The 20,233-nt window shown below is 70.1% G+C and carries 21 protein-coding genes; 13 read left to right on the top strand and 8 right to left on the bottom strand.

Annotation, left to right across the window (positions count from 1 at the left end; translation table 11 throughout):
- Nucleotides 1-27 precede the first annotated feature (27 nt).
- A complete protein-coding gene (locus OG714_RS18385) occupies nucleotides 28-723 on the top strand; it encodes a tyrosine-type recombinase/integrase (RefSeq protein WP_406122277.1) in 696 nt (231 codons plus the stop codon).
- 37 nt (nucleotides 724-760) lie between these two features.
- Here OG714_RS18385 and hisN read toward each other — a convergent pair whose 3' ends face one another.
- A complete protein-coding gene (gene hisN / locus OG714_RS18380; RefSeq protein WP_406122275.1) occupies nucleotides 761-1,561 on the bottom strand; it encodes a histidinol-phosphatase in 801 nt (266 codons plus the stop codon).
- 240 nt (nucleotides 1,562-1,801) lie between these two features.
- Between hisN and OG714_RS18375 the strand changes: the two genes are divergently transcribed.
- Nucleotides 1,802-2,422, top strand: a complete 621-nt coding sequence (locus OG714_RS18375) for a TetR/AcrR family transcriptional regulator (RefSeq protein WP_406122273.1) — start codon at nucleotides 1,802-1,804, stop codon at nucleotides 2,420-2,422.
- Nucleotides 2,423-2,431: 9 nt separating this feature from the next.
- Here OG714_RS18375 and OG714_RS18370 read toward each other — a convergent pair whose 3' ends face one another.
- The 4 genes from OG714_RS18370 to OG714_RS18355 form a co-directional block, all read right to left on the bottom strand.
- Complete coding sequence (locus OG714_RS18370; RefSeq protein WP_019058315.1) at nucleotides 2,432-2,755, bottom strand: multidrug efflux SMR transporter; 324 nt, start codon at nucleotides 2,753-2,755, stop codon at nucleotides 2,432-2,434.
- Nucleotides 2,756-2,841: 86 nt separating this feature from the next.
- Entirely contained in the window at nucleotides 2,842-3,852 is a 1,011-nt protein-coding gene (gene rsgA / locus OG714_RS18365) for a ribosome small subunit-dependent GTPase A (RefSeq protein ID WP_405950462.1), read from the bottom strand.
- A 12-nt stretch (nucleotides 3,853-3,864) separates the two neighbouring features.
- On the bottom strand, nucleotides 3,865-5,193 hold the full coding sequence (gene aroA, locus OG714_RS18360) for a 3-phosphoshikimate 1-carboxyvinyltransferase (protein ID WP_406122271.1): 1,329 nt from the start codon (nucleotides 5,191-5,193) through the stop codon (nucleotides 3,865-3,867).
- A 124-nt stretch (nucleotides 5,194-5,317) separates the two neighbouring features.
- Complete coding sequence (locus tag OG714_RS18355; protein WP_406122269.1) at nucleotides 5,318-6,040, bottom strand: M50 family metallopeptidase; 723 nt, start codon at nucleotides 6,038-6,040, stop codon at nucleotides 5,318-5,320.
- Between the two features lie 50 nt (nucleotides 6,041-6,090).
- Between OG714_RS18355 and OG714_RS18350 the strand changes: the two genes are divergently transcribed.
- The 10 genes from OG714_RS18350 to OG714_RS18305 all read left to right on the top strand — a co-directional run bounded on the left by OG714_RS18350 (nucleotide 6,091) and on the right by OG714_RS18305 (nucleotide 16,141).
- Nucleotides 6,091-6,906: an SOS response-associated peptidase gene (locus tag OG714_RS18350; RefSeq protein ID WP_406122267.1), complete on the top strand. Its 816-nt coding sequence runs from the start codon at nucleotides 6,091-6,093 to the stop codon at nucleotides 6,904-6,906.
- A 13-nt stretch (nucleotides 6,907-6,919) separates the two neighbouring features.
- Nucleotides 6,920-7,549 (top strand): alpha/beta family hydrolase, encoded by a 630-nt coding sequence (locus tag OG714_RS18345; RefSeq protein ID WP_406131864.1) that lies wholly within the window; start codon nucleotides 6,920-6,922, stop codon nucleotides 7,547-7,549.
- Between the two features lie 236 nt (nucleotides 7,550-7,785).
- Complete coding sequence (gene sigR / locus OG714_RS18340; RefSeq protein WP_327407085.1) at nucleotides 7,786-8,478, top strand: RNA polymerase sigma factor SigR; 693 nt, start codon at nucleotides 7,786-7,788, stop codon at nucleotides 8,476-8,478.
- Nucleotides 8,475-8,777: a mycothiol system anti-sigma-R factor gene (rsrA, locus tag OG714_RS18335; RefSeq protein ID WP_327401405.1), complete on the top strand. Its 303-nt coding sequence runs from the start codon at nucleotides 8,475-8,477 to the stop codon at nucleotides 8,775-8,777. Before sigR ends, rsrA begins: the two co-directional genes overlap by 4 nt.
- 157 nt (nucleotides 8,778-8,934) lie before the next feature.
- A complete protein-coding gene (locus tag OG714_RS18330; protein ID WP_406122266.1) occupies nucleotides 8,935-10,242 on the top strand; it encodes an HD-GYP domain-containing protein in 1,308 nt (435 codons plus the stop codon).
- Between the two features lie 4 nt (nucleotides 10,243-10,246).
- Nucleotides 10,247-11,494, top strand: a complete 1,248-nt coding sequence (locus tag OG714_RS18325; RefSeq protein ID WP_406122264.1) for an HD-GYP domain-containing protein — start codon at nucleotides 10,247-10,249, stop codon at nucleotides 11,492-11,494.
- 104 nt (nucleotides 11,495-11,598) lie between these two features.
- Nucleotides 11,599-12,579 (top strand): tetratricopeptide repeat domain-containing protein, encoded by a 981-nt coding sequence (locus OG714_RS18320; protein ID WP_033282065.1) that lies wholly within the window; start codon nucleotides 11,599-11,601, stop codon nucleotides 12,577-12,579.
- Between the two features lie 149 nt (nucleotides 12,580-12,728).
- Complete coding sequence (def, locus tag OG714_RS18315) at nucleotides 12,729-13,379, top strand: peptide deformylase (protein ID WP_406122262.1); 651 nt, start codon at nucleotides 12,729-12,731, stop codon at nucleotides 13,377-13,379.
- 297 nt (nucleotides 13,380-13,676) lie between these two features.
- Nucleotides 13,677-14,774, top strand: coding sequence for an epi-isozizaene synthase (gene cyc1, locus OG714_RS18310; RefSeq protein WP_406122260.1), 1,098 nt, complete (start codon nucleotides 13,677-13,679; stop codon nucleotides 14,772-14,774).
- Complete coding sequence (locus tag OG714_RS18305; RefSeq protein ID WP_406122259.1) at nucleotides 14,771-16,141, top strand: cytochrome P450; 1,371 nt, start codon at nucleotides 14,771-14,773, stop codon at nucleotides 16,139-16,141. Before cyc1 ends, OG714_RS18305 begins: the two co-directional genes overlap by 4 nt.
- Before the next feature lie 16 nt (nucleotides 16,142-16,157).
- On the opposite strand, the gene OG714_RS18300 is transcribed toward OG714_RS18305, so the two are convergent.
- Nucleotides 16,158-17,120 (bottom strand): GlxA family transcriptional regulator, encoded by a 963-nt coding sequence (locus tag OG714_RS18300; RefSeq protein WP_406122257.1) that lies wholly within the window; start codon nucleotides 17,118-17,120, stop codon nucleotides 16,158-16,160.
- Between the two features lie 87 nt (nucleotides 17,121-17,207).
- On the opposite strand from OG714_RS18300, the gene OG714_RS18295 reads away from it, so the two are divergent.
- Nucleotides 17,208-17,372: a hypothetical protein gene (locus tag OG714_RS18295; protein ID WP_406122255.1), complete on the top strand. Its 165-nt coding sequence runs from the start codon at nucleotides 17,208-17,210 to the stop codon at nucleotides 17,370-17,372.
- Here OG714_RS18295 and OG714_RS18290 read toward each other — a convergent pair.
- A complete protein-coding gene (locus tag OG714_RS18290; RefSeq protein WP_405990885.1) occupies nucleotides 17,350-17,808 on the bottom strand; it encodes a hypothetical protein in 459 nt (152 codons plus the stop codon). The two genes, OG714_RS18295 and OG714_RS18290, sit on opposite strands and share 23 nt — an antisense overlap.
- A 126-nt stretch (nucleotides 17,809-17,934) precedes the next feature.
- Nucleotides 17,935-20,019, bottom strand: coding sequence for a putative Ig domain-containing protein (locus OG714_RS18285; RefSeq protein WP_406122254.1), 2,085 nt, complete (start codon nucleotides 20,017-20,019; stop codon nucleotides 17,935-17,937).
- Nucleotides 20,020-20,233 lie beyond the last annotated feature (214 nt).

The following is a 20,233-nucleotide window of genomic DNA, read 5'->3' as shown; positions in this document are numbered from 1 at the left end:
CGGGTCATCTTCGCGAACCTCAACGCGATGTTGGCGGCGGCCGTCGACGACCGTCTGATCCCGTTCAACCCTTGCCGTTCGTCGTCGGTGAAGGCGCCCAAGCTGGAACCCCGCCGGATCGTGCCGTGGCGTCCTGAGCGCGTGCTCGCCATGCGTTCGGCACTGCCGGAACGGTACCGAGCCACGGTGGACCTGGCCGGCGGATGCGGCATGCGGCAGGGCGAAGTGCTTGGTCTGGCCGTTGACGACGTGGACTTCGTGGAAGGGGTGGTTCACGTTGTGCGACGGGTCAAGCTCATCGCGGGTAAGCAGGTGTTCGCTCTCCCCAAGGGTGGCAAGACGCGCGCTGTCCCGCTGCCTGAGAGCGTCGCGCGGTCGCTTGAGGACCACATCGCGAAGCACCCACCCACGGCCGTAACGCTGCCGTGGCGGTCGGTCGACGGTCCGCCGGTGACCGCCTCCCTGCTCTTCACCAACGTCGGAGAGCGTGCGGTCAATCGCGTGGTCTTCAACCGCGTGGCGTGGCGCCCCGCCCTCGACATCGTGGGCGTGCCGCGAGGCAGGGAGAACGGCATGCACGCCCTGAGGCACTTCTACGCGTCCGTTCTGCTGGACGCGGGGGAGAAGCCGAGCAGCGAGAAGCGGACACGGGAGGCGGTGAACGGCGCGTTCGAGGTCGGCCCGAAGACCGATGACGGCCCCACGACGGCCCAGGGGGCCTGAGGGAGGGGGTAACGCGCAGGTCAGGCCGTAAGTCAGGTCAGTAGCGCTGGTTGAGATACCCCAGGAACTCGTCGTGCAGGATGCCGTTCGACGCGGCCGCGTTGCCGCTGTGTGGGCCCGGGTGGCCGTCGAGGCCGGTGAAGGTGCCGCCGGCCTCGGTGACGATGATCGCGGTGGCCGCCATGTCCCAGAGGGAGAGTTCGGGTTCGGCGCAGATGTCCACCGCGCCCTCGGCGACCATCATGTAGGGCCAGAAGTCGCCGTACGCGCGTGTGCGCCACACCTCGCGGGTCAGGTCGAGGAAGCCGCCGAGGCGGCCCTGGTCCTCCCAGCCGGTGAGGGAGGAGTACGCGAAGGAGGCGTCCGTCAGCTTCGAGACCTGGGAGACGCGCAGCCGGGACGCGGAGGACAGGCTGCGGCCGGTGTAGGCGCCGTGGCCCTTCGCGGCCCACCAGCGGCGGCCGAGCGCCGGTGCGGAGACCAGGCCGACGACGGGCTGGAAGCCGCCCTCCGCCGCCTCCATCAGGGAGATCAGCGTGGCCCAGACCGGGACGCCGCGTACGTAGTTCTTGGTGCCGTCGATCGGGTCGATCACCCAGCGGCGCGGGCCGGTGCCCTCGCTGCCGTACTCCTCGCCGATGACCGCGTCGCGCGGGCGGGCGCGCTGCAGGTGGCCGCGGATCAGTTCCTCGGCGGCCTTGTCGGCCTCGGTGACCGGAGTCATGTCCGGCTTGGTCTCGACCTTGAGATCGAGGGCCTTGAACCGCGCGGTCGTCGCGGCGTCGGCGGCGTCCGCGAGGACGTGGGCGAGGCGCAGGTCATCGTGATAGTCGGCCATGCGTGAACCGTATCTTCAGGGGTCGCGCCGGGGCTACAGGGTCCGGTGGGCGAAACGGGAGGTCGGGGACCATCGGCCGGGGCGACCGCGCACGGCTTCCGCCCGGAACCTGTCAGCGGCCCCCGGCCCAACTCCCGCGCGCAATGGCCGAAGTGCGCCCCCCGGCACCGCCGCGAACCCTTGACAGTGCTCCCGTGCGCGTCAAATCTGGGCGCAGAGCCGCTCGCCCCAGGGAGGCGAATGATGCCTGCAGCGCGGGAATCCCTGCTGGACGCCGCCTATACGGCGCTGGCGCGCCGGTCGTGGTCCACCGTACGGATGGTGGACGTGGCCGCCGCCGCCGGAGTGTCCCGGCAGACGCTGTACAACGAGTTCGGGAGCAAGGAGGGGCTCGCGCGGGCGCTGGTCAGAAGGGAGGCCGACGGGTATCTCGTCGGCGTCGAGCGGGCACTCGGGAGTCACAGCGACGCCCGCGAGCGGCTGACCGCGACCGCCGAGTGGACCACGTCGGCGGCCCGCGAGAACGCGCTGGTACGGGCGATGCTCACCGGCTGCTGGAGCGAACGGCTGCCCTCGCCGACCCTGTCCGCGGTGCCGTCCTCCTCCGCCGTACCGGCACAGCGCCGGGCCGACGGGCCGCTGCCCTCACCCGGTGACTTCGTGGCCGTCGTCCGCGACCGTGCCGTAGCGGCGCTGGCCGGACCCGGCGCGGCCAAGCCGGACACCGCCGATCTGGCCCGCTCCTGCGAACTCGTCGTACGGCTGGCGCTGTCCTGCGTGGCGGCACCGCCGGGCGAGGGCGGGGTCGGCGAGCTGGTGCGCGGTGCGCTGACGCCGACCCATAGGGTCCTGGGTGCCTGACGGACCCGCCTAGTGTGCGGAGCCCGACAGCTGGAGGCCGATCACGCCGACGATGACGAGGCTGATCGACACGAGCTTCAGCGTCGACACCAGGTCGCCGAGGAAGACCATGCCGTAGATCGCCGTGCCGGCCGCGCCGATGCCGGTCCACACGGCGTAGGCGGGGCCCACGTCGAGCTTCTTCAGGGAGAGGGTGAGCAGGCCGAAACTTCCCAGGGCGAAGGAGCAGAAGGCGACCGTCGGCCACAGGCGCGTGAAGCCGTGGGACAGCTTCAGGCACACGGCGAACCCGGTCTCCAGAATTCCGGCCACGACAACCAGCAGCCACGCCATGTGCTGTCCTCCCGTTTGTCCGGCTCGGTGCGATTATGCACTTACCGAACTTGAGTCCCCACAAACACGCGGTGGTCAGCCGGTGATCAGTCGCCTTCCGTCCGCTCGCGGGTGGCCAGCAGCCGCCGTAGCGAGTACAGCCGCTGCGGGTCCGCGTGACCGTCGGCCACCCACTGGTCCAGGGCGCAGTCCGGCTCGTCGTGGCTGCACGCGCGCGGGCAGTTCTCCGTGCCCGGCTCCAGGTCGGGGAAGGCCTTGATCACCCGGGACGGGTCCACGTGGTGCAGGCCGAAGGAACGGACGCCCGGGGTGTCGACGACCCAGCCCGAGTCGTCCGGCAGCGGGATCGCGCGCGCCGAGGTCGTGGTGTGCCGGCCGCGGCCGGTGACGGCGTTGACGATGCCGGTGCTGCGCCGCCGCTCCAGCGAGACCAGCGCGTTGACGAGGGTCGTCTTGCCGACACCGGAGTGCCCGACGAACGCCGTGATCTTGCCGTCGAGCTGCTTGCGGACCCGCTCCACCGCGGTGCCGTTCTCCAGCTCCTCGCGGCTCGTGACGACGTAGGGGACGCCCAACGCGCCGTACATCTCCAGGAGTTGGTCGGGCGAGGCCAGGTCCGACTTGGTCAGGACGAGCAGCGGGTCGAGGCCGCCGTCGTAGGCCGCGACCAGACAGCGGTCGATGAGACGCGGGCGCGGCTCGGGGTCGGCGAGGGCGGTGACGATGGCGAGCTGGTCGGCGTTGGCGACGACCACGCGCTCGTACGGGTCGTCGTCGTCGGCCGTGCGGCGCAGCACCGAGGTGCGCGGCTCGATGCGGATGATGCGGGCGAGGGTGTCCTTGTCGCCGGAGAGGTCGCCGATGATGCCGACGAGGTCACCGACCACCGCCGCTTTCCGGCCCAGTTCGCGGGCCTTGACCGCCATCACGACCCGGTCCTCGACCAGGCAGGTCAGGCGGCCCCGGTCGACGGTGAGGACCATGCCCTCGACCGCTTCCTCGTGCTTGGGGCGGATGTTGGTGCGCGGCCGGTTGCCCTTGCGGTTCGGGCGCTGGCGGATGTCGTCCTCGTCGGTGTTCTTGCCGTAGCGACGCATGGCGTGTGTCCCCTACGCCCCATCGCTCCCGAGCATCCCGGTCCACAGGTCGGGGAAGTCCGGAAGGGTTTTCGCCGTCGTCGCCACGTTCTCGATCTGCACGCCCTCGACCGCGAGGCCGATGATCGCGCCCGCGGTGGCCATGCGGTGGTCCTCGTACGTGTGGAAGATCCCGCCGTGCAGGCGGCGCGGGCGGATGTGCAGACCGTCGGCGGTCTCGGTCACGTCACCGCCCAGCTCGTTGATCTCCTTGGTGAGCGCGGCGAGCCGGTCGGTCTCGTGCAGCCGCAGATGCGCTACGCCCCGGAGCGTGGACGGGGAGTCCGCCAGGGCGGCCACGGCCGCGATACCCGGGGTCAGTTCGCCGACCTCGCCGAGGTCCACGTCGATACCGTGGATCGCACCCGAACCGGTGAACTCCAGCCCGTACTCGGTGAGTTCGCAGGAACCACCCATCTCGGTGAAGATCTCCCGCAGCCGGTCACCGGGCTGGGTGGTACGGGCCGGCCAGTCCGGTACGACGACCTTGCCGCCGGCGACGAGCGCCGCGGCGAGGAAGGGCTGGGCGTTCGACAGGTCCGGCTCGACCGTCAGGTCCCGGCCGAGCAGCGCGCCCGGGGTCACCCGCCAGACGTTGGGCTCGCCGCCCGACTCCGGGGTGTCCACCTGGGCACCGACCGCGCGCAGCATGTCGACCGTCATCCGGATGTGCGGCATCGAGGGGAGCGAGGAGCCGATGTGGCGGACCTCTACGCCCTGGTTGAAGCGCGGTCCGGAGAGCAGCAGGGCGCTCACGAACTGGGACGACGAGGACGCGTCGATCTCCACCGGCCCGCCGTCCAGCGCGCCCCCGCCGTGCACCGTCAGCGGCAGCGCGCCCCGGCCGTCGTCGTCGATCCGGGCGCCGAGGACGCGCAGGGCGTCGATCACACCGTGCAGGGGGCGTTCGTAGGACCGCGGGTCGCCGTCGAAGCGGATGGGGCCGTCGGCCAGGGCGGCGACCGGCGGCAGGAAGCGCATCACCGTGCCCGCGTTGCCGACGTCCACGGTGGCCGGGCCGTGCAGGCCCGAGGGAATGACCCGCCAGAACTCGCCCGAGCCCTTTTCCGTGCCCACGCCCTCCTCGATGCCTACGCCCATCGCGCGCAGGGCGCCGGCCATCAGGAGGGTGTCCCGGGAGCGGAGGGGGCGGCGCAGCCAGCCCGGTTCGCTGGCGAGGGCGGCGAGGACGAGGGCGCGGTTGGTGACGGACTTGGACCCCGGGACGTGGACCGTCGCGTCGACGGCTCCGCGGGCGTGGGGAGCGGGCCAGAGGGCGGTTTGGTCGTTGTTCGGGGCCATGTGACCCACTGTATAAGTAGGCCGTCTTTCGGGTGCCGCGCCGTCGTGGCTGGTCGCGCCCGCGCGGCGGAGCCGCAGATAGACACAGCCCCGCGCCCTTGGTGACTTGCCCCTTCGGGGCTTGTCACAGCTCCAGCAGCCACCGCCCGCCGCCTATCAGCGAGCACAGGGACACCATGTGGAACAGGAAGAACCACAAGCCAGCGGGTACGTGGGTCAGACGGGCCAGTTGGTCCGCGTCGGAGTCGCCCGCGCCGCCCCTCGCCCTCTTCGCCTGGAGTTCGAAAGCGGGACGTACGCCACCCAGCAGCAAGAACCACACCACCGCGTACGCGAAAGCCGCCTGCACCTGGGGGCCCGTCAGCCAGGACACGAGCAGGAAGGCCGCGCCGCTGAGGATGACCGTGAGGGCGCCGTAGGCGTTGCGGATCATCACCAGCATGGCTATCAGGAGGAGGGTCGACAGCCACAGGAGGAGGGTGATGTGGCCGGCGCCCAGGAGGGCCGCGCCGCCCAGGCCCAGGAGCGGGGGAGCGGTGTAGCCGGCGGCCGCCGTGAGGATCATGCCGAGGCCGTGCGGCTTGCCCCGGCTGACCGTGAGGCCGCTGGTGTCGGAGTGCAGGCGGATGCCGGTGAGGGTGCGGCCGGTGAGCAGGGCCACCAGGCCGTGGCCGCCCTCGTGGGCGATGGTGATGGCATTGCGGGAGAGGCGCCACAGGCTGTGCGGGACGACCACGGCCAGGGCGGCGACCATGGTGGCGATCACCACCCACAGATCCGGGTCCGGCTGGCTGCCGAAGACCTCGTCCCAGAGGGCGGTGATCGAGGGGATTGCGGTGCTGTCCATGGGTGGCGGAGGCTCCCGTAGGTCTCGTGGAATCTGGCAGTCTGGCACGTATGTGCGGACGGTATGCAGCGAGTCGTGGGCCAGAGGATCTCGCAGGAGTCTTTGAGATCGAGAAGTGGGAGCCCGAGGAGGTTCTGGCCCCCGACTACAACGTGGCCCCGACCAAAGAGGTCTATGCAGTCCTCGACCGTCCACTTAAGGACGCGGAGAGTCCGAAGCCGGTTCGCCAGCTGCGCCGGCTCAAGTGGGGGCTGGTGCCGAGCTGGTCGAAGACCCCCGAGGGCGGGGCGCGGATGATCAACGCCCGCGCGGAGACCGTGCACGAGAAACCGTCGTACCGTCGCGCCTTCTCGACCCGGCGCTGCATCATCCCCGCCGACGGCTACTACGAGTGGGTCACCGCCAAGGACGAGCGGGAGCTGGAGGTCGAGGGCAGGAAGAAGCGGCAGCGCAAGCAGCCGTACTTCGTGCTGCCCGCCGACGGGTCGGTCTTCGCGATGGCCGGGCTGTACGAGTTCTGGCGGGACAAGACCCTGCCCGACGACCATCCGCTGGCCTGGTGGGTCACCTGCTCGGTGATCACCACCGAGGCGGAGACGACCCCGCTGGCGGTGCCCCCGGCCGAGGGGCCGCACGCGCTGGCCGACATCCATCCCCGGATGCCCCTGATGCTCACCCCGGACCGCTGGGACTCCTGGCTCGACCCCTCCCGTACCGACCCGGACGACCTGCGCGAGCTGCTCGCCCCACCGCCCGCCGGGCTGATGCGCGCGTATCCGGTGTCCACGGCCGTGAGCAACGTCCGCAACAACGGGCCGGAGCTGCTGAAGGAGCTGGAGGGGCCCGAGGAGGGCACACTCTTCTAGCGTGAGCGAGATCATTTCCAGCGAGATCATCGAGACCGACGCGGGGACCGCCCGCATCACCTGGCACCAGGCCAAGAAGGCGCGCCTCGTCCTCGCCGTCAGTCACGGCGCCGGCGGTGGCATCGAGGCGCGGGATCTCCAGGCCCTCGCCGCCGCACTCCCCGCGCACGGCGTCACCGTCGCGCTCGTCGAGCAGCCGTGGCGGGTCGCCGGGAAGAAGGTGGCGCCCGCGCCCAAGACGCTCGACGTGGGGTGGCGGGGGATCTGGCCGGCGGTCGCGAAGCCCGGCCTGCCGGTGATCTCCGGGGGCCGTAGCGCCGGAGCCCGCGTGGCCTGTCGTACGGCTGCGGAGCTGGGCGCCGCCGCCGTGCTGGCCCTGAGCTTTCCGCTGCATCCGCCGGGCAGGCCCGAGAAGTCGCGGGCCGGCGAACTGCTCGCCGCCGGGGTGCCCACGCTCGTCGTGCAGGGCGGGAACGATCCCTTCGGGAAACCGGCGGAGTTCCCCGAGGGGGCTTTCGAACTGGTCGAGGTGCCGTACGGCGATCATGGCTTCGCCGTGCCCAAGCGGGCGGAGATCGGGCAGGACGAGGCGCTGGAGATCATCACGGGGCGCGTGGTGGAGTGGACTCGAACACTCGGGTAAAGGGCGGGAATGCCGGGGCCCCTACCACTGTTGTGGCGAACACAGAGAGTCGTAGAAAGGAAGTCCGCCGCATGGGTTCGACCTTCTGCCCGGCCCGTAGCAGCCGCTCCGACCTGGACTGGTCGGTGCTGCACGCGACCAAGGCCACCCCTATTGGGGCGGCGGGCGGACCGGATCGTCGTCTATCCTCCGATTCTGGTGGCATCGGCTTCGGTGCTGCCCGGAATCTTGAGGAGGTGGGTCCGGTTCCCGGTACCGACGCAGGGACCGAACACGGCCAGGCGGAGCAGCCCGAGGGCCAGGGCACGAGCGAGGTCACACCGGAATCGACCTCGGAGCGCAGTGCGCGCTTCGAGCGGGACGCGCTCGAATTCCTCGACCAGATGTACTCGGCCGCGCTGCGCATGACGCGAAACCCGGCCGACGCCGAGGACCTGGTGCAGGAGACGTACGCGAAGGCGTACGCGTCCTTCCACCAGTTCCGCGAGGGCACCAACCTCAAGGCGTGGCTGTACCGGATTCTCACCAACACGTTCATCAACTCGTACCGCAAGAAGCAGCGTGAACCCCAGCGCTCCGCGGCCGAGGAGATCGAGGACTGGCAGCTCGCGCGTGCCGAGTCGCACATGTCGACGGGTCTGCGCTCCGCCGAGTCGCAGGCGCTCGACCACCTGCCCGACTCGGACGTGAAGGAAGCGCTCCAGGCGATCCCCGAGGAATTCCGCATCGCCGTCTATCTCGCGGACGTCGAGGGCTTTGCGTACAAGGAGATCGCGGACATCATGGGGACACCCATCGGTACGGTGATGTCCCGGCTGCACCGGGGCCGTCGTCAACTGCGCGGCATGCTCGAGGACTACGCGCGTGACCGCGGACTGGTCCCGGCCGGTGCCGGAGAGTCGAACGAAGCGAAAGGCTCGGGCTCATGAGCTGCGGAGAGCCGCACGAAACGGACTGCAGTGAGGTCCTCGACCATCTCTACGAGTTCCTCGACAGCGAGATGCCGGACGTCGACCGCGCCAAGTTCAAGCAGCACTTCACGGAGTGCTCGCCGTGCCTGGAGAAGTACGGGCTCGAAGAGGCCGTGAAGAAGCTGGTCAAGCGGTGCTGCGGCCGGGACGACGTGCCGACCGACCTGCGGGCCAAGGTCCTGGGACGGCTCGACCTGATCCGTTCCGGGCAGGCCGTGCCCGACCACGACCTGACGGCCGCCCCCCAGGAATCCTGACCCCGGTCCCGGCCTGAGTCCTGGCCTCCCGACCGTTTCCTGAACGGGCGATCGTCACTCGAACGTGCTAATCCGCGGGTGATACGCCCGCAGCCCGCCCCCGACCGCCCTAGGCTCCTCGGCCTGGACAGGCATGGTCGGGGGAAGGGCGTCAGCCATGGAGGCGACACCGGCACGGGCACGCGCGTACGTCGTCTGTGTCGTCGCCGGCGCCCTCTGGTGCCTGCTTCCGCTGCCGACCGTCCACGCACCCTGGTGGGCGGTCGCGCTGTTGGCCGCGCTGTACGCCGGCTGCGAGCAGGTCGCCCGGCGCCGCTTCGCGGGCACGTTCTACCCCGTGCTGCTCGCCGCCGCCTTCCTCCTCCCACCGCCCGCCGCCGCGCTCGTACCGCTGCCGGGGGCGCTGTTCTCCCGCGTCGAGCAGGGCTCGCCCTGGCTGCGGCGCAGCTGGCGGGCCGCGCAGCTCGTGCTCGGCGTGTGGGCGGCGGCACGTGTGCACTGGGCGCTGGGCGGGCGCAACGCCGTCGTCGCGTCCGACTTCCCGTACGCGCTGGTGCCCGCGCTGGCCGCCGTCCTCGCCTTCTGCCTGGTCCTCACCGTGCTCGACGGCGGGATTCTCGCGCTGGCCGAGCGGATGCCCGTACGACGGGCCTGGCGAGGGCTGTTCCTACGGTCCCTCGCGCCCATCGGCGTGCACGGGCTCGCCGGGCTGATGATGGCCGTCCTGTGGCGCAGTCCCTACGGCCCCGTCGCCGCGCTGCTCGTGCTGCTGCCGATGGGGGTGTCCTGGTGGGTGTTCGCCCAGTATCACCAGGAGCGTGCCGCGCATCAGGCGACGATCCGGGCGCTGGTGCAGGCCGTCGACATCAAGGACGGGTACACCCGCGGGCACAGTGAGCGGGTCGGACAGGCGTCGATGATGATCGCGCGGGAACTGGGCATGGACGACTCGCGGGTGGAAGTGCTCCGCTTCGCCGGGATCCTGCACGACGTCGGGAAGCTGGGCGTGCCTACGCGGTTGCTGCGCAAGGACGGGCCGCTCACTCCCGAGGAGCGCCGGGTGATCGAACTGCATCCCGAGTACGGGCACGAGATGGTGCGGGGGATCGGTTTCCTCGGTGAGGCCCGTGCGGCTGTCCTGCACCACCATGAGCGGTTGGACGGGAGTGGGTATCCGTACGGGCTGTTGGGGAGTCAGATCCCGGAGTCCGCGCGGGTGGTCGCCGTTGCCGATGCGTTTGACGCCATGACGTCCACGAGGTCCTACCGGAGGGCTCGGCCGGTGTCCGCCGCGCTGGAGGAGCTGTCGCGCTGTGCCGGTACGCAGTTCGACCCGTTGATGGTGCGGGCGTTGGTGCGGGCGCTGGGGCGGTGCGGATGGCACCCGGCGGTGACCGCCGACGAGGTCCAGTCATCCATCGTCTTCCCACCCAGCCCGCCCGTTTCCAGTGCGTTGAGGGGTTGACCAAATGCCCTCACCCCGCCCCCCTCTCACCCTCACCCTCATCCACACCTCCGCCGCCCTCCTCGCCCTGACCTCCCTCACCCTCACCCTCCGCACCGGCCTCGAAGAACCCGGAGTCGCCCTCGCCTTCGGAGTACTCGTCGCCGTAGGGGAGTTGAGCCGTTGGAACGGAACCGGTCTCCGCGAGACCGCTCCCCTCGGCGCGGCCGGCGCCCTCTCCTACGCCCTGCTCGGCGCGGACGCCGGCCAGCCCACCCACCACGGCCTCTTCCAGGTCGTCTCCGTGGTAGTGGCGGCCGCCCTCGTCGGCTGCGTCCCGCACATCGCACGCGGCCGGAGCCGCACGCCCGACCACATGGCCCGCCGCGTCCTGACCGTCGGCTTCGCGGCCGTCTGTTTCCAACCCCTGTACAACCAGGGCGTGTTCGGGCACTGGGGCGGGCCCGCCTACGCCCTGCTGCTCCTCGCGCTGCTCTCCCTCACCGCGCTCTGCGACGCCGTGCTCGCCGCCGCGCTCGCGCACTCGCGGACCCGGTGGCCGTTCGGGCCGCTGCTCCGGGACGAGCTGCGGGGGATGCCCGGGATCGGGTCGGCGGTGTGTGCGACCGGTGCGGTGATGGCGCTCGCGGTCGCCGTCGTGGGGCTGTGGGCGCTGCCCGTGTTCTCGCTGCCACTGCTGCTGACCCAGCTGTCGTTCCGGCGGTACGCGGCCGTACGGGACACCTACCGGCAGACCATCGCCTCCCTCGCCCGGTCCACCGAGATAGCCGGTTACACGCCTGCCGGGCACGCCCGCCGGGTCGCCGCGCTGTGCCAGGCGGTCGGGCGGGACCTGGGGCTGTCCGAGCCCGACCTCACCGTCCTGGAGTACGCCGCCCTCATGCACGACATCGGCCAGCTCAGCCTCGTCGACCCGGTACCGGCCGGCGCCACCGCCGTACTCCCCGCCGAGGAGCAGCGGCGGATAGCGCTGCTCGGCGGGGCCGTCGTACGGCAGACCGGGGTGAGTCCTCAGGTGGCGGCCGTCGTGGAGCGGCAGGCCGACCCGTGCCGGGAGCAGCCGCTCTCCGCGCGGATCGTCCGGGCCGTGAACGCGTACGAGGAGAAAACCCGGGCAGGCGGCCCCGGCGGGCCCCTCCAGGCGTTGGAGGAGCTGCGCCTCGGGACCGCCGGGGACTACGCTCCCGAGGTCGTGGAAGCACTGGCCCGGGTACTGTCCCGGGACTGTCTGACCTTGCCTTCGGCTGGGTAACCCATGGGTAATGAGCGCCCTCCCAGTCGTACGTGGTTGGATGCGAAGAAGAGGGTGTCCGGGGGCAGAGCCAGCCCACTGAACGGAACTGGCAGGCGGGAATCGTGAGGATCTTCGGCAAGGGACGGCACCGGCCCTCCGCCTCCTGGCGGCAGGCCACAGACCGCGCGTTCACGCTGATCGGCGACGGTCGGTACGAGGACGCGGGCGCGCTGCTGACGCGGGCCGCCGATCTGGAGCCCTGGCTGTCCGAGTCCTGGTTCAACCTCGCCCTGCTGCACAAGTTCCGGCACGACTGGGAGCAGGCGCGGGCGGCCGGGCTGCGGGCCGTCGCGCTGCTCGACCGGGAGGCCGGCGCACCTGACTGGTGGAACGTTGGTATCGCGGCCACCGCGCTTCAGGACTGGCCGCTGGCGCGGCGGGCCTGGCAGGCGTACGGGCTGCGGGTGCCGGGCGGGGTCACCGGAGCGGGTGAGCCGGCCGGGATGGATCTCGGCAGCGCGGCCGTACGGCTGTCTCCGGAAGGGGAGGCCGAGGTCGTGTGGGGGCGGCGGCTGGATCCCGCGCGGATCGAGGTGCTGTCCATTCCGCTTCCCTCGTCCGGGCGACGGTGGGGTGAGGTCGTCCTGCACGACGGGGTGCCGCACGGGGAGCGGACGACGGCGGCCGGGCACTCGTACCCCGTGTTCGACGAGATCGAGTTGTGGGCGCCGTCTCCTGTGCCTACGTGGGTGGTCCTGCTTGAGGCTGCCGCCGAGGCCGACCGGGATGCGCTGGAGCAGTTGGCGGCGGACGCGGGGTTCGCGGCGGAGGACTGGTCGTCTTCCGTGCGGTTGCTGTGCCGGATGTGTTCCGAGTCCCGGATGCCTTCTGACGAGGGTGACGGGGAGCATCTTGATCCGCATGACCACAGTGAGCCGGGGCATCCTGGGCCGCTCGGTCACCGGACGGACGGGCAGTTGTGGGTGCCTGAGCGGGAGTGTGGGCTTGCGGCCCCCGCGTCGCTTGTTCGGGGGTTGTTGGACGGGTGGGTTGCCGACAGCCCTGACTCCCGGGACTGGCGGGATCTGGAAGAGGTCTGCTGAGGCCGGTGGTCTGGTGCCGCGCCGTCGTGGCTGGTCGCGCTCACGCGGCGGAGCCGCACATTGACACGGCCCCGCGCCCCTAAAAGCATCCGCGTACCCTGTACCCGCAACATCTCCCCCTGTTTTACCTAGGAAGGCTTACGTCGGTCATGGCGCAGCAGGACACCGATCAGCAGCACGTGGGCGTGCTCCCCGTGGATGACGAGGGGTTTGTCGTCGACACCGAGGGGACCGAGGAGCGTGAGGCGGCCTGGCGGGAGCGGGGGAGTTCGCGGGCCATCACGGTCGTCGGGAATCCGGTGCTGCACAAGGAGTGCAAGGACGTCACCGACTTCGGCGCGGAGCTGGAGACGCTGGTGGCGGACATGTTCGCCTCGCAGCGCACGGCCGAGGGCGTGGGTCTCGCCGCCAACCAGGTCGGCGTGGACCTGAAGGTCTTCGTCTACGACTGCATGGACGACGAGGGCAAACGGCATGTCGGTGTCGTCTGCAATCCGAAGCTCGTCGATCTGCCCGCCGACAAGCGGCATCTGGACGAGAGCAACGAGGGGTGTCTGTCGGTGCCGACCGCGTATGCGCCGCTCGCGCGGCCCGACTACGCCGAGGTGACCGGTCAGGACGAGCGAGGCAACCCGGTCAAGGTCCGCGGCACCGGCTACTTCGCTCGGTGTTTGCAGCACGAGACCGATCACCTCTACGGCTACCTCTACATCGACCGGCTCTCCAAGCGTGACCGCAAGGACGCGCTGCGGCAGATGGCCGAGAACGAGCCCCGTTACCCCGTGGTCGCCAACGACTGACCCGGCCGGCCCCAGCGGTCGACCCATCTCCCTTACGCACGGCGTCTGTTCAGGTGCAACTCCCTGACCAGGCGCCGTTCGTCTGTCCCTCGCACATTCGATCGTTTGTGCTCGCGTAATGATCCAGAATCGGTCACACAAGGGGGGATTCTCGGCACTTGGGGGTAGTGAAGGGAGCAAATCCGTTCCCAGAACGGTCAGTTGTGGTGCTGAATAGGAAGTGCGGGGATACGCAACGGCGCACGCCCGGCACAGCGGGAGGGGCGTGCGCAACTGGCGGCTGAGAGGGGTTTGTTCGTGCCTGCTTTCTCACACAGCACCACATCGACGACGGCAACGGTAACGACGGCGATCGCGGTTCCACCGTCGCTCTCTCTCCCGGCGATCGAGGCGGCGTTTCCCCGGCAACTGCATCCGTATTGGCCGAGGCTCCAGGAGAAGACACGTGTCTGGCTGCTGGAAAAGCGTCTCATGCCGGCGGACAAGGTAAGGGAATATGCCGACGGTCTTTGCTACACGGACCTGATGGCCGGGTACTACTTGGGCGCACCGGACGAGGTGCTCCAGGCGATAGCGGACTACAGCGCGTGGTTCTTCGTCTGGGACGACCGCCACGACCGGGACATCGTGCACCAACGGCCGGACGCCTGGCGGCGGTTGAGGTTCCGGTTGCACGCGGCACTGGATTCACCACGGCACCATCTGCTCCACCCGGATCCCCTGGTCGCGGGGTTCGCCGACAGCATGATGCGGATCTACTCGTTCCTGCCCGACACCTGGAACGCGCGGTTCGCCCGGCACTTCCACGCGGTCATCGAGGCCTACGACCGTGAATTCCGCAACCGCACCGAGGGGACCGTCCCCACGGTCGAGGAATACCTCGCACTGCGCCGGCTCACCTTCGCGCACTGGATCTGGACGGATCTGCTGGAGGCGAGCGCGGACTGTGAACTCCCGGACGGCGTGAGGAAACACCCGGGATATCGGCGGGCGGCATTGCTCAGCCAGGAATTCGCCGCCTGGTACAACGACCTCTGCTCCCTGCCCAAGGAACTCGCGGGCGACGAGGTCCACAATCTCGGAATCAGCCTCATCAAACACGAGGGGCTGACTCTCGAAGAAGCGGTCGCCGAACTGAGGCGCCGTATCGAGGAATGCATCGCCGAATTCCTCGTCGCGGAACAGGACACCTTACGTCTCGCCGACCGGCTCGACGACGGCACCGTGCGCGGAATGGAACTGAGCGCCGCGGTACGGACCTGCCTCGGCAATATGCGGAACTGGTTCAGCACCGTCTACTGGTTCCACCACGAGTCCGGCCGTTACATGGTCGACAGCTGGGACGACCGGTCCACACCCCCGTACGTCAACAACGAAGCGGCAGGTGAGAAATGACCGTCGAATCTGTGAAGCCCGCGGCATCCGAGGTGCCCGAGCTGCTGGAGCCGCCCGTCGCGGGCGGCAGGGTCCCGCTTCTCGGCCACGGCTGGAAGCTGGTCCGCGACCCCCTGGCCTTCATGGCCCAACTCCGCGACCACGGCGACGTCGTCCGGCTGCGGCTCGGCCCGAAGACGGTCTACGCCGTCACCGCGCCGGCCCTCACCGGCGCCCTGGCGCTGAACCCCGACTTCATCATCGCGGGCCCGCTGTGGGAGTCCCTGGAGGGACTGCTCGGCAAGGAGGGCGTGGCCACGGCCAACGGGTCCCTGCACCGGCGCCAACGGCGCATCATCCAGCCCGCGTTCAAGCTCGACGCGATCCCCGCCTACGGGCCGATCATGGAGGAGGAGGCGCACGCGCTCACCGAGCGCTGGCAGGCGGGCGGGACGATCGACTGCACCTCCGAGTCCTTCCGGGTCGCCGTGCGGATCGCGGCCCGCTGCCTGCTGCGCGGCGACTTCATGGACGAGCGCGCCGAGCGGCTGTGCGTCGCGCTCGCCACCGTCTTCCGGGGCATGTACCGGCGGATGGTGATACCGGCCGGGCCGCTCTACCGGCTGCCCCTCCCGGCCAACCGCGAATTCAACCGGGCGCTGGCCGATTTGCATCTCCTCGTCGACGAGATCGTCGCCGAGCGCCGCGAATCTGGTCAAAAGCCGGACGATTTGCTGACGGCATTGCTGGAGGCGACGGACGACAATGGCGACCCGATCGGGGAACAGGAGATCCACGACCAGGTCGTCGCGATCCTCACCCCCGGAAGCGAAACAATCGCGTCCACGATCATGTGGCTGCTCCAGGTCCTCACCGAACACCCGGAACACGCCGACAAGGTACGCGAAGAGGTCGAATCCGTGACGGGCGGCCGCCCGGTGGCATTCGACGACGTCCGGAAGCTGACGCACACGAACAATGTCGTCGTCGAGGCGATGCGGCTGCGTCCCGCCGTATGGATATTGACGCGGCGGGCGGTCGCCGACGCCGAACTGGGCGGCTATCGGATTCCAGCCGGGGCCGACATCATCTACAGTCCGTACGCGATCCAGCGCGACGCGCGTTCGTATGCGCACAACGAGGAGTTCGACCCCGACCGCTGGCTTCCGGAACGGTCCAAGGACGTACCGAAGTTCGCCATGAGCCCGTTCAGCAACGGCAACCGGAAGTGTCCCAGCGACCACTTCTCGATGGCCCAACTGAGCCTGGTCACGGCGGCGGTGGCGACGAAGTACCGCTTCGAGCAGGTGTCCGGCTCCAACGACACCACTCGCGTCGGCATCACCCTGCGACCGCACCGGCTGCTGCTCAGGCCCATCCCGAGGTGAGGTGACGGGCGTGCGTTCAGGCGGCTTCCGGGCCCCTGAACGTGCGCCGGTAGGCGTTCGGGGTGGTGCCCAGCGCCCGGACGAACTGGTGGCGCAGGGCGGGCGCGGTGCCGAAGCCGGCGCGCCAGGCGATCGCGTCCATCGTCTCGTCCGTCCCCTCCAGCAACTGCTGGGCCAGCAGCACCCGTTGGCGCAGGATCCAGCGGTACGGCGTGGTCCCGGTCTCCTGCTGGAAGCGGCGGGCGAAGGTGCGCGGTGACATGAGGGCGCGGGCGGCGAGCTGTTCGACGGTCACCTCCTGGTCGAGGTGTTCCGCCATCCACACCAGCACCTCGCCCACCGTGTCGCACTGCGAGCGCGGCAGCGGCCGCTCGATGTACTGGGCCTGGCCGCCGTCGCGGTGCGGGGGGACGACCATGCGCCGCGCGATGGCGTTGGCGACCTCCGGTCCCTGCTCCTTGCGCACGATGTGCAGACAGGCGTCGATGCCGGCCGCGGTACCGGCGGACGTGATCACCGGGTCCTCGTCGACGTACAGCACGTCCGGCTCCACGACGACCTTCGGATACCGGCGGGCGAGCAGCTCCGCGTGATGCCAGTGCACCGCGCACCGCCGCCCGTCCAGCAGCCCGGCGGCGGCCAGCACGAACACGCCCGAACAGACGCTGAGTACCCGGGCACCCCGGTCCACGGCCCGCCGCAGGGCATCGAGGAGTTCCTCCGGATACTCCCGTTCCGCATAGGTCGCACCGGCCGGTACGGCGATGAGGTCCGCGCTCTCCAGGCGCTCCAGGCCGTGTTCGACGGTCAGGGAGAAGCCCGCGTGGGTGGTGAGCGTCGGGCCCTCGGCCGAGGCGACCGCGAAGTCGTAGACCGGCAGCCCCTCGTCGCGGCGGTCGAGGCCGAACACCTCGCAGACGACGCCGAGTTCGAAGGGGGCGACTCCGTCGAGCAGGACCACGGCCACGTTCTTCAGCATGCTGCCAGTGTGCGCCACATGTGGCAGTAAATCGAGGGTGTACGGCAGTCCTGCCACTCACGGTAAGGAGTGAAAAGGACGAGACTCATGTCCATGAACTCAGCCATGGACAACCTCATCGCCCTCCTCGCCGTCGTCGCGGTCTTCGTGGCCGTGGCCTTCCCGTCGCTGCTCGGCATCGCGCACGACCGGCGCATCGACCGTCAGATTAGGACCGCCCACCGGATGATCACTTCGACACCACGACGGTGACCGACCATTCCTGAATGCCCTTGCACGAGATCTTGTGGGGCGCGGTCGCGCACAGCGGCCGGGACGACGTGAGCTTCACGGTCCCGGCCGAGACCGCCTCGTACGCGTTGCTCGCGTCGCCGGGCCGGATCAGGATCCCGCTGTTGGTGGCCTTCAGGCCGCTGCCCACCGTTTTGACCGGCGCCCAGGGGCGGGTGGTCGTCCCGTCCAGCAGGATGCGGACGGTGTTGCCGGTCGTCACGCAGAACGTGCCGTTCGTGTCGGTGGCGGCGAGTGTCTCCTTCGCCGTACAGGCCGACCGGCTCTTGCTCGGCGTGGGGGAGGACGACGGCGACACACTGCCGCTGCCGGTGTCGGACTTCGTGCCGCCGCAGCCCGTGAGGGCGAGCGCCAGGGTGGCGACGGCGAGGGACGGGCCGAGAATCGATCGACGCATGGGGGCCTCCTTTGCCGCTTTGACGTGTCACGGACGCATCCGGATCCCTCGTGAACTGTGAATTATCCGTGGACATGACAGAACCCCGGCCGCTGCGAGACGGCCGGGGTCCAGCTCATGCGGGGGTCAGCTGGTCGTCACGGCGGTGTCGTCGAGGACGAAGCTGGTCTGGAGGGAGGAGTCCTCGACGCCGCTGAACTTCAGCGTGACGGTGGAGCCGGCGAAGGAGGACAGGCTGAAGGACTTCGCGACGTACCCGGTGGCCGCGTTGAGGTTGGAGTAGGTGGCCAGGGTGGTGGATCCGGCGGTGACCGTCAGCTTGTCGTACGCCGTGCTGGTGGTGGTCTCAGCCGTGTCGACGTGCAGGTAGAAGGTGAAGGTCGTGCCCGTGCAGCCGGACGGGATCGTCACCGACTGGGACAGGGTGTCGGTGTGGGTGGAGCCGTAGCCGTCGAGCCAGGCCTTGTACGAACCGGTGCGGGCCGCCTCGCCGGTGTCGTTGGTGATGACCCCGCTGCTCGCGGTCCAGGTGGTGTTCCCGGACTCGAAGCCCGCGTTGCCCAGGAGCTGGGCCGAGGTGCAGCTGCCGCCGCCGGAGGTGCTGACCGTCCAGGTGAAGGAGGCCGAGCCGGAGGCGCCGGTGGAGTCGGTCGCGGTCACCGTGACGGCGTACGTGCCGGCGGTGGACGCGGTGCCGGAGATCAGCCCGGTCGAGCTGCTGATCGACAGGCCGGTCGGCAGCCCGCTCGCGCTGTAGGTGAGGGTCGCGCTCGCGCTGTCCGTGGCCGAGATCTGCAGACTGGCCGTGGAGCCGGTCGCGGTGGACTGGCTGCCCGGGTTGGTGACGGTCACCGTGTTGCCCGTGGTGGTGCCGGAGGTGAAGGCGGCGGTGCCGTCCGGGGTGCCCCAGCCGGTCGGGCCGTCGTAGCCGGTGCCCGCGGTGCAGAAGTAACTCGTCGTGCAGGAGCCGTTGTTGCCGCTCGTGACGTCGTACAGGTTGCTGGTGTGGGAGTAGGGGTACTTCGCCGGGTAGTCGCTGGAGCCCGGGGTGCCGGCCAGCGCGTAGACGCCCGCGATGATCGGGGACGAGGCGCTGGTGCCGCCGTAGACCGCCCAGCCGGAGCCGCCGTAGGTGTCGTAGACGGCCACGCCGGTGGCGGGGTCGGCGACGGCGGAGACGTCGGCCTCCATGCGCTTGGTGCAGCCCGTGTCGGTCTGCCAGGTCGGCTTCGCGTCGTAGGCGGAGCAGCCGGAGCCGCCGCCCTCGGTGCTGCTGGTCTTCCACACGGACTCGGTCCAGCCGCGGGTGTTGGAGGACGTCGACAGGGCGGTGCCGCCGACTGCGGTCACGTACTGGGACGTTGCCGGGTACTCGGCGCCGTAGGCCTCGTCACCGGAGGAGACGGTGATCGCGACGCCCGGGTGCTTGAAGTACGAGGTGTCCTCGGAGGTCTGCGAGGAGGCCTCGTCGCCGCCCCAGCTGTTGGAGACGAACTTCGCGCCCAGGGCGACGGCCTCGTTCTCGGCGGCACCGAGGTTGGCGTCGGTGGCCGAAGTGGCCTCCACCAGGATGATGTTGCAGTTCGGGCAGACCGCGCTGACCATGTCGATGTCGAGCGCTTCCTCGCCCGCCCAGCCGGTGTCGTTCGTCGGCAGGGAGGTGGTCGAGCCGGTCTGGCTGACCTGCTTGAAGCAGCCGCTGGCCACCGTGCAGGCCGACAGGCCGAAGTTGGAGCGGTAAGTGGCCAGGTCCGAGGCCGCGTTGGGGTCGTTGTACGCGTCGACCACCGCGACCGTCAGGCCGGAGCCGCCGGTCGAGGGGAGCGCGTACGCGCTGTGCAGGTTGGCCGGGCTCAGCCCGGAGACCGCGGCCGCGGCGTCCGAGTGCACGGCGGCGGCCAGCTTCTGCTTGATGTCGGTGCGCCGCTGGGCGAAGCAGGACGCGTGACCGGGGGCGGCGGCCGCGCACAGGTGCTCGGTCGGCACCTTCTGTCCGGCCTTGCCGGTCGAGTGGACCGCCTGGGCCGCGGGGGAGGTCAGGGCCTTGGAGTTCTGGGTGACCTTGGAGACCTGGGCGGACTGGACGGCTGCCTGGGGGGCGGGCTGCGCGTCGGCGGGGGAGGCCGCCACGAGCCCGAAGACGCTGAGGGTGAGGGCGGGGATGGCGGCGGTCAGCAGTCTTCGCAGACTCCGTCTGGGCTTCTCACGCATGGGGTACTGCCTCCATTTGGAGTGGGGTTCCTCGGCGTGGTGGCAGGCCTGTGACGCGCGTAGCGGCGGCAGATGACGTCGTCATGGGCATGACACTTTGAGCGTCCTGTGGGGCCACTGGTGAATGGCATGAACAGGACGGGCAGAACGTAGCCGGGGCGACGAGACCGCGAACAGACGCACCCCATGAACTTTGCCGCTCCATAGAAACTCC

It is taken from the genome of Streptomyces sp. NBC_00989 (genome assembly GCF_045162655.1).
In the GTDB taxonomy this organism is placed as follows: domain Bacteria; phylum Actinomycetota; class Actinomycetes; order Streptomycetales; family Streptomycetaceae; genus Streptomyces.
This window is presented reverse-complemented; position numbering and strand designations above follow the sequence as displayed.

Bases quoted from the DNA above. Each gene is read 5' to 3' on its own strand.
- OG714_RS18385 (WP_406122277.1), top strand. From the start codon at position 28: ATGTTGGCGGCGGCCGTCGACGACCGTCTGATCCCGTTCAACCCTTGC.
- hisN (WP_406122275.1), bottom strand. From the start codon at position 1,561: ATGGCCGACTATCACGATGACCTGCGCCTCGCCCACGTCCTCGCGGAC.
- OG714_RS18375 (WP_406122273.1), top strand. From the start codon at position 1,802: ATGATGCCTGCAGCGCGGGAATCCCTGCTGGACGCCGCCTATACGGCG.
- OG714_RS18370 (WP_019058315.1), bottom strand. From the start codon at position 2,755: ATGGCGTGGCTGCTGGTTGTCGTGGCCGGAATTCTGGAGACCGGGTTC.
- rsgA (WP_405950462.1), bottom strand. From the start codon at position 3,852: ATGCGTCGCTACGGCAAGAACACCGACGAGGACGACATCCGCCAGCGC.
- aroA (WP_406122271.1), bottom strand. From the start codon at position 5,193: ATGGCCCCGAACAACGACCAAACCGCCCTCTGGCCCGCTCCCCACGCC.
- OG714_RS18355 (WP_406122269.1), bottom strand. From the start codon at position 6,040: ATGGACAGCACCGCAATCCCCTCGATCACCGCCCTCTGGGACGAGGTC.
- OG714_RS18350 (WP_406122267.1), top strand. From the start codon at position 6,091: ATGTGCGGACGGTATGCAGCGAGTCGTGGGCCAGAGGATCTCGCAGGA.
- rsrA (WP_327401405.1), top strand. From the start codon at position 8,475: ATGAGCTGCGGAGAGCCGCACGAAACGGACTGCAGTGAGGTCCTCGAC.
- OG714_RS18330 (WP_406122266.1), top strand. From the start codon at position 8,935: ATGGAGGCGACACCGGCACGGGCACGCGCGTACGTCGTCTGTGTCGTC.
- OG714_RS18325 (WP_406122264.1), top strand. From the start codon at position 10,247: ATGCCCTCACCCCGCCCCCCTCTCACCCTCACCCTCATCCACACCTCC.
- def (WP_406122262.1), top strand. From the start codon at position 12,729: ATGGCGCAGCAGGACACCGATCAGCAGCACGTGGGCGTGCTCCCCGTG.
- OG714_RS18305 (WP_406122259.1), top strand. From the start codon at position 14,771: ATGACCGTCGAATCTGTGAAGCCCGCGGCATCCGAGGTGCCCGAGCTG.
- OG714_RS18300 (WP_406122257.1), bottom strand. From the start codon at position 17,120: ATGCTGAAGAACGTGGCCGTGGTCCTGCTCGACGGAGTCGCCCCCTTC.
- OG714_RS18295 (WP_406122255.1), top strand. From the start codon at position 17,208: ATGTCCATGAACTCAGCCATGGACAACCTCATCGCCCTCCTCGCCGTC.
- OG714_RS18290 (WP_405990885.1), bottom strand. From the start codon at position 17,808: ATGCGTCGATCGATTCTCGGCCCGTCCCTCGCCGTCGCCACCCTGGCG.
- OG714_RS18285 (WP_406122254.1), bottom strand. From the start codon at position 20,019: ATGCGTGAGAAGCCCAGACGGAGTCTGCGAAGACTGCTGACCGCCGCC.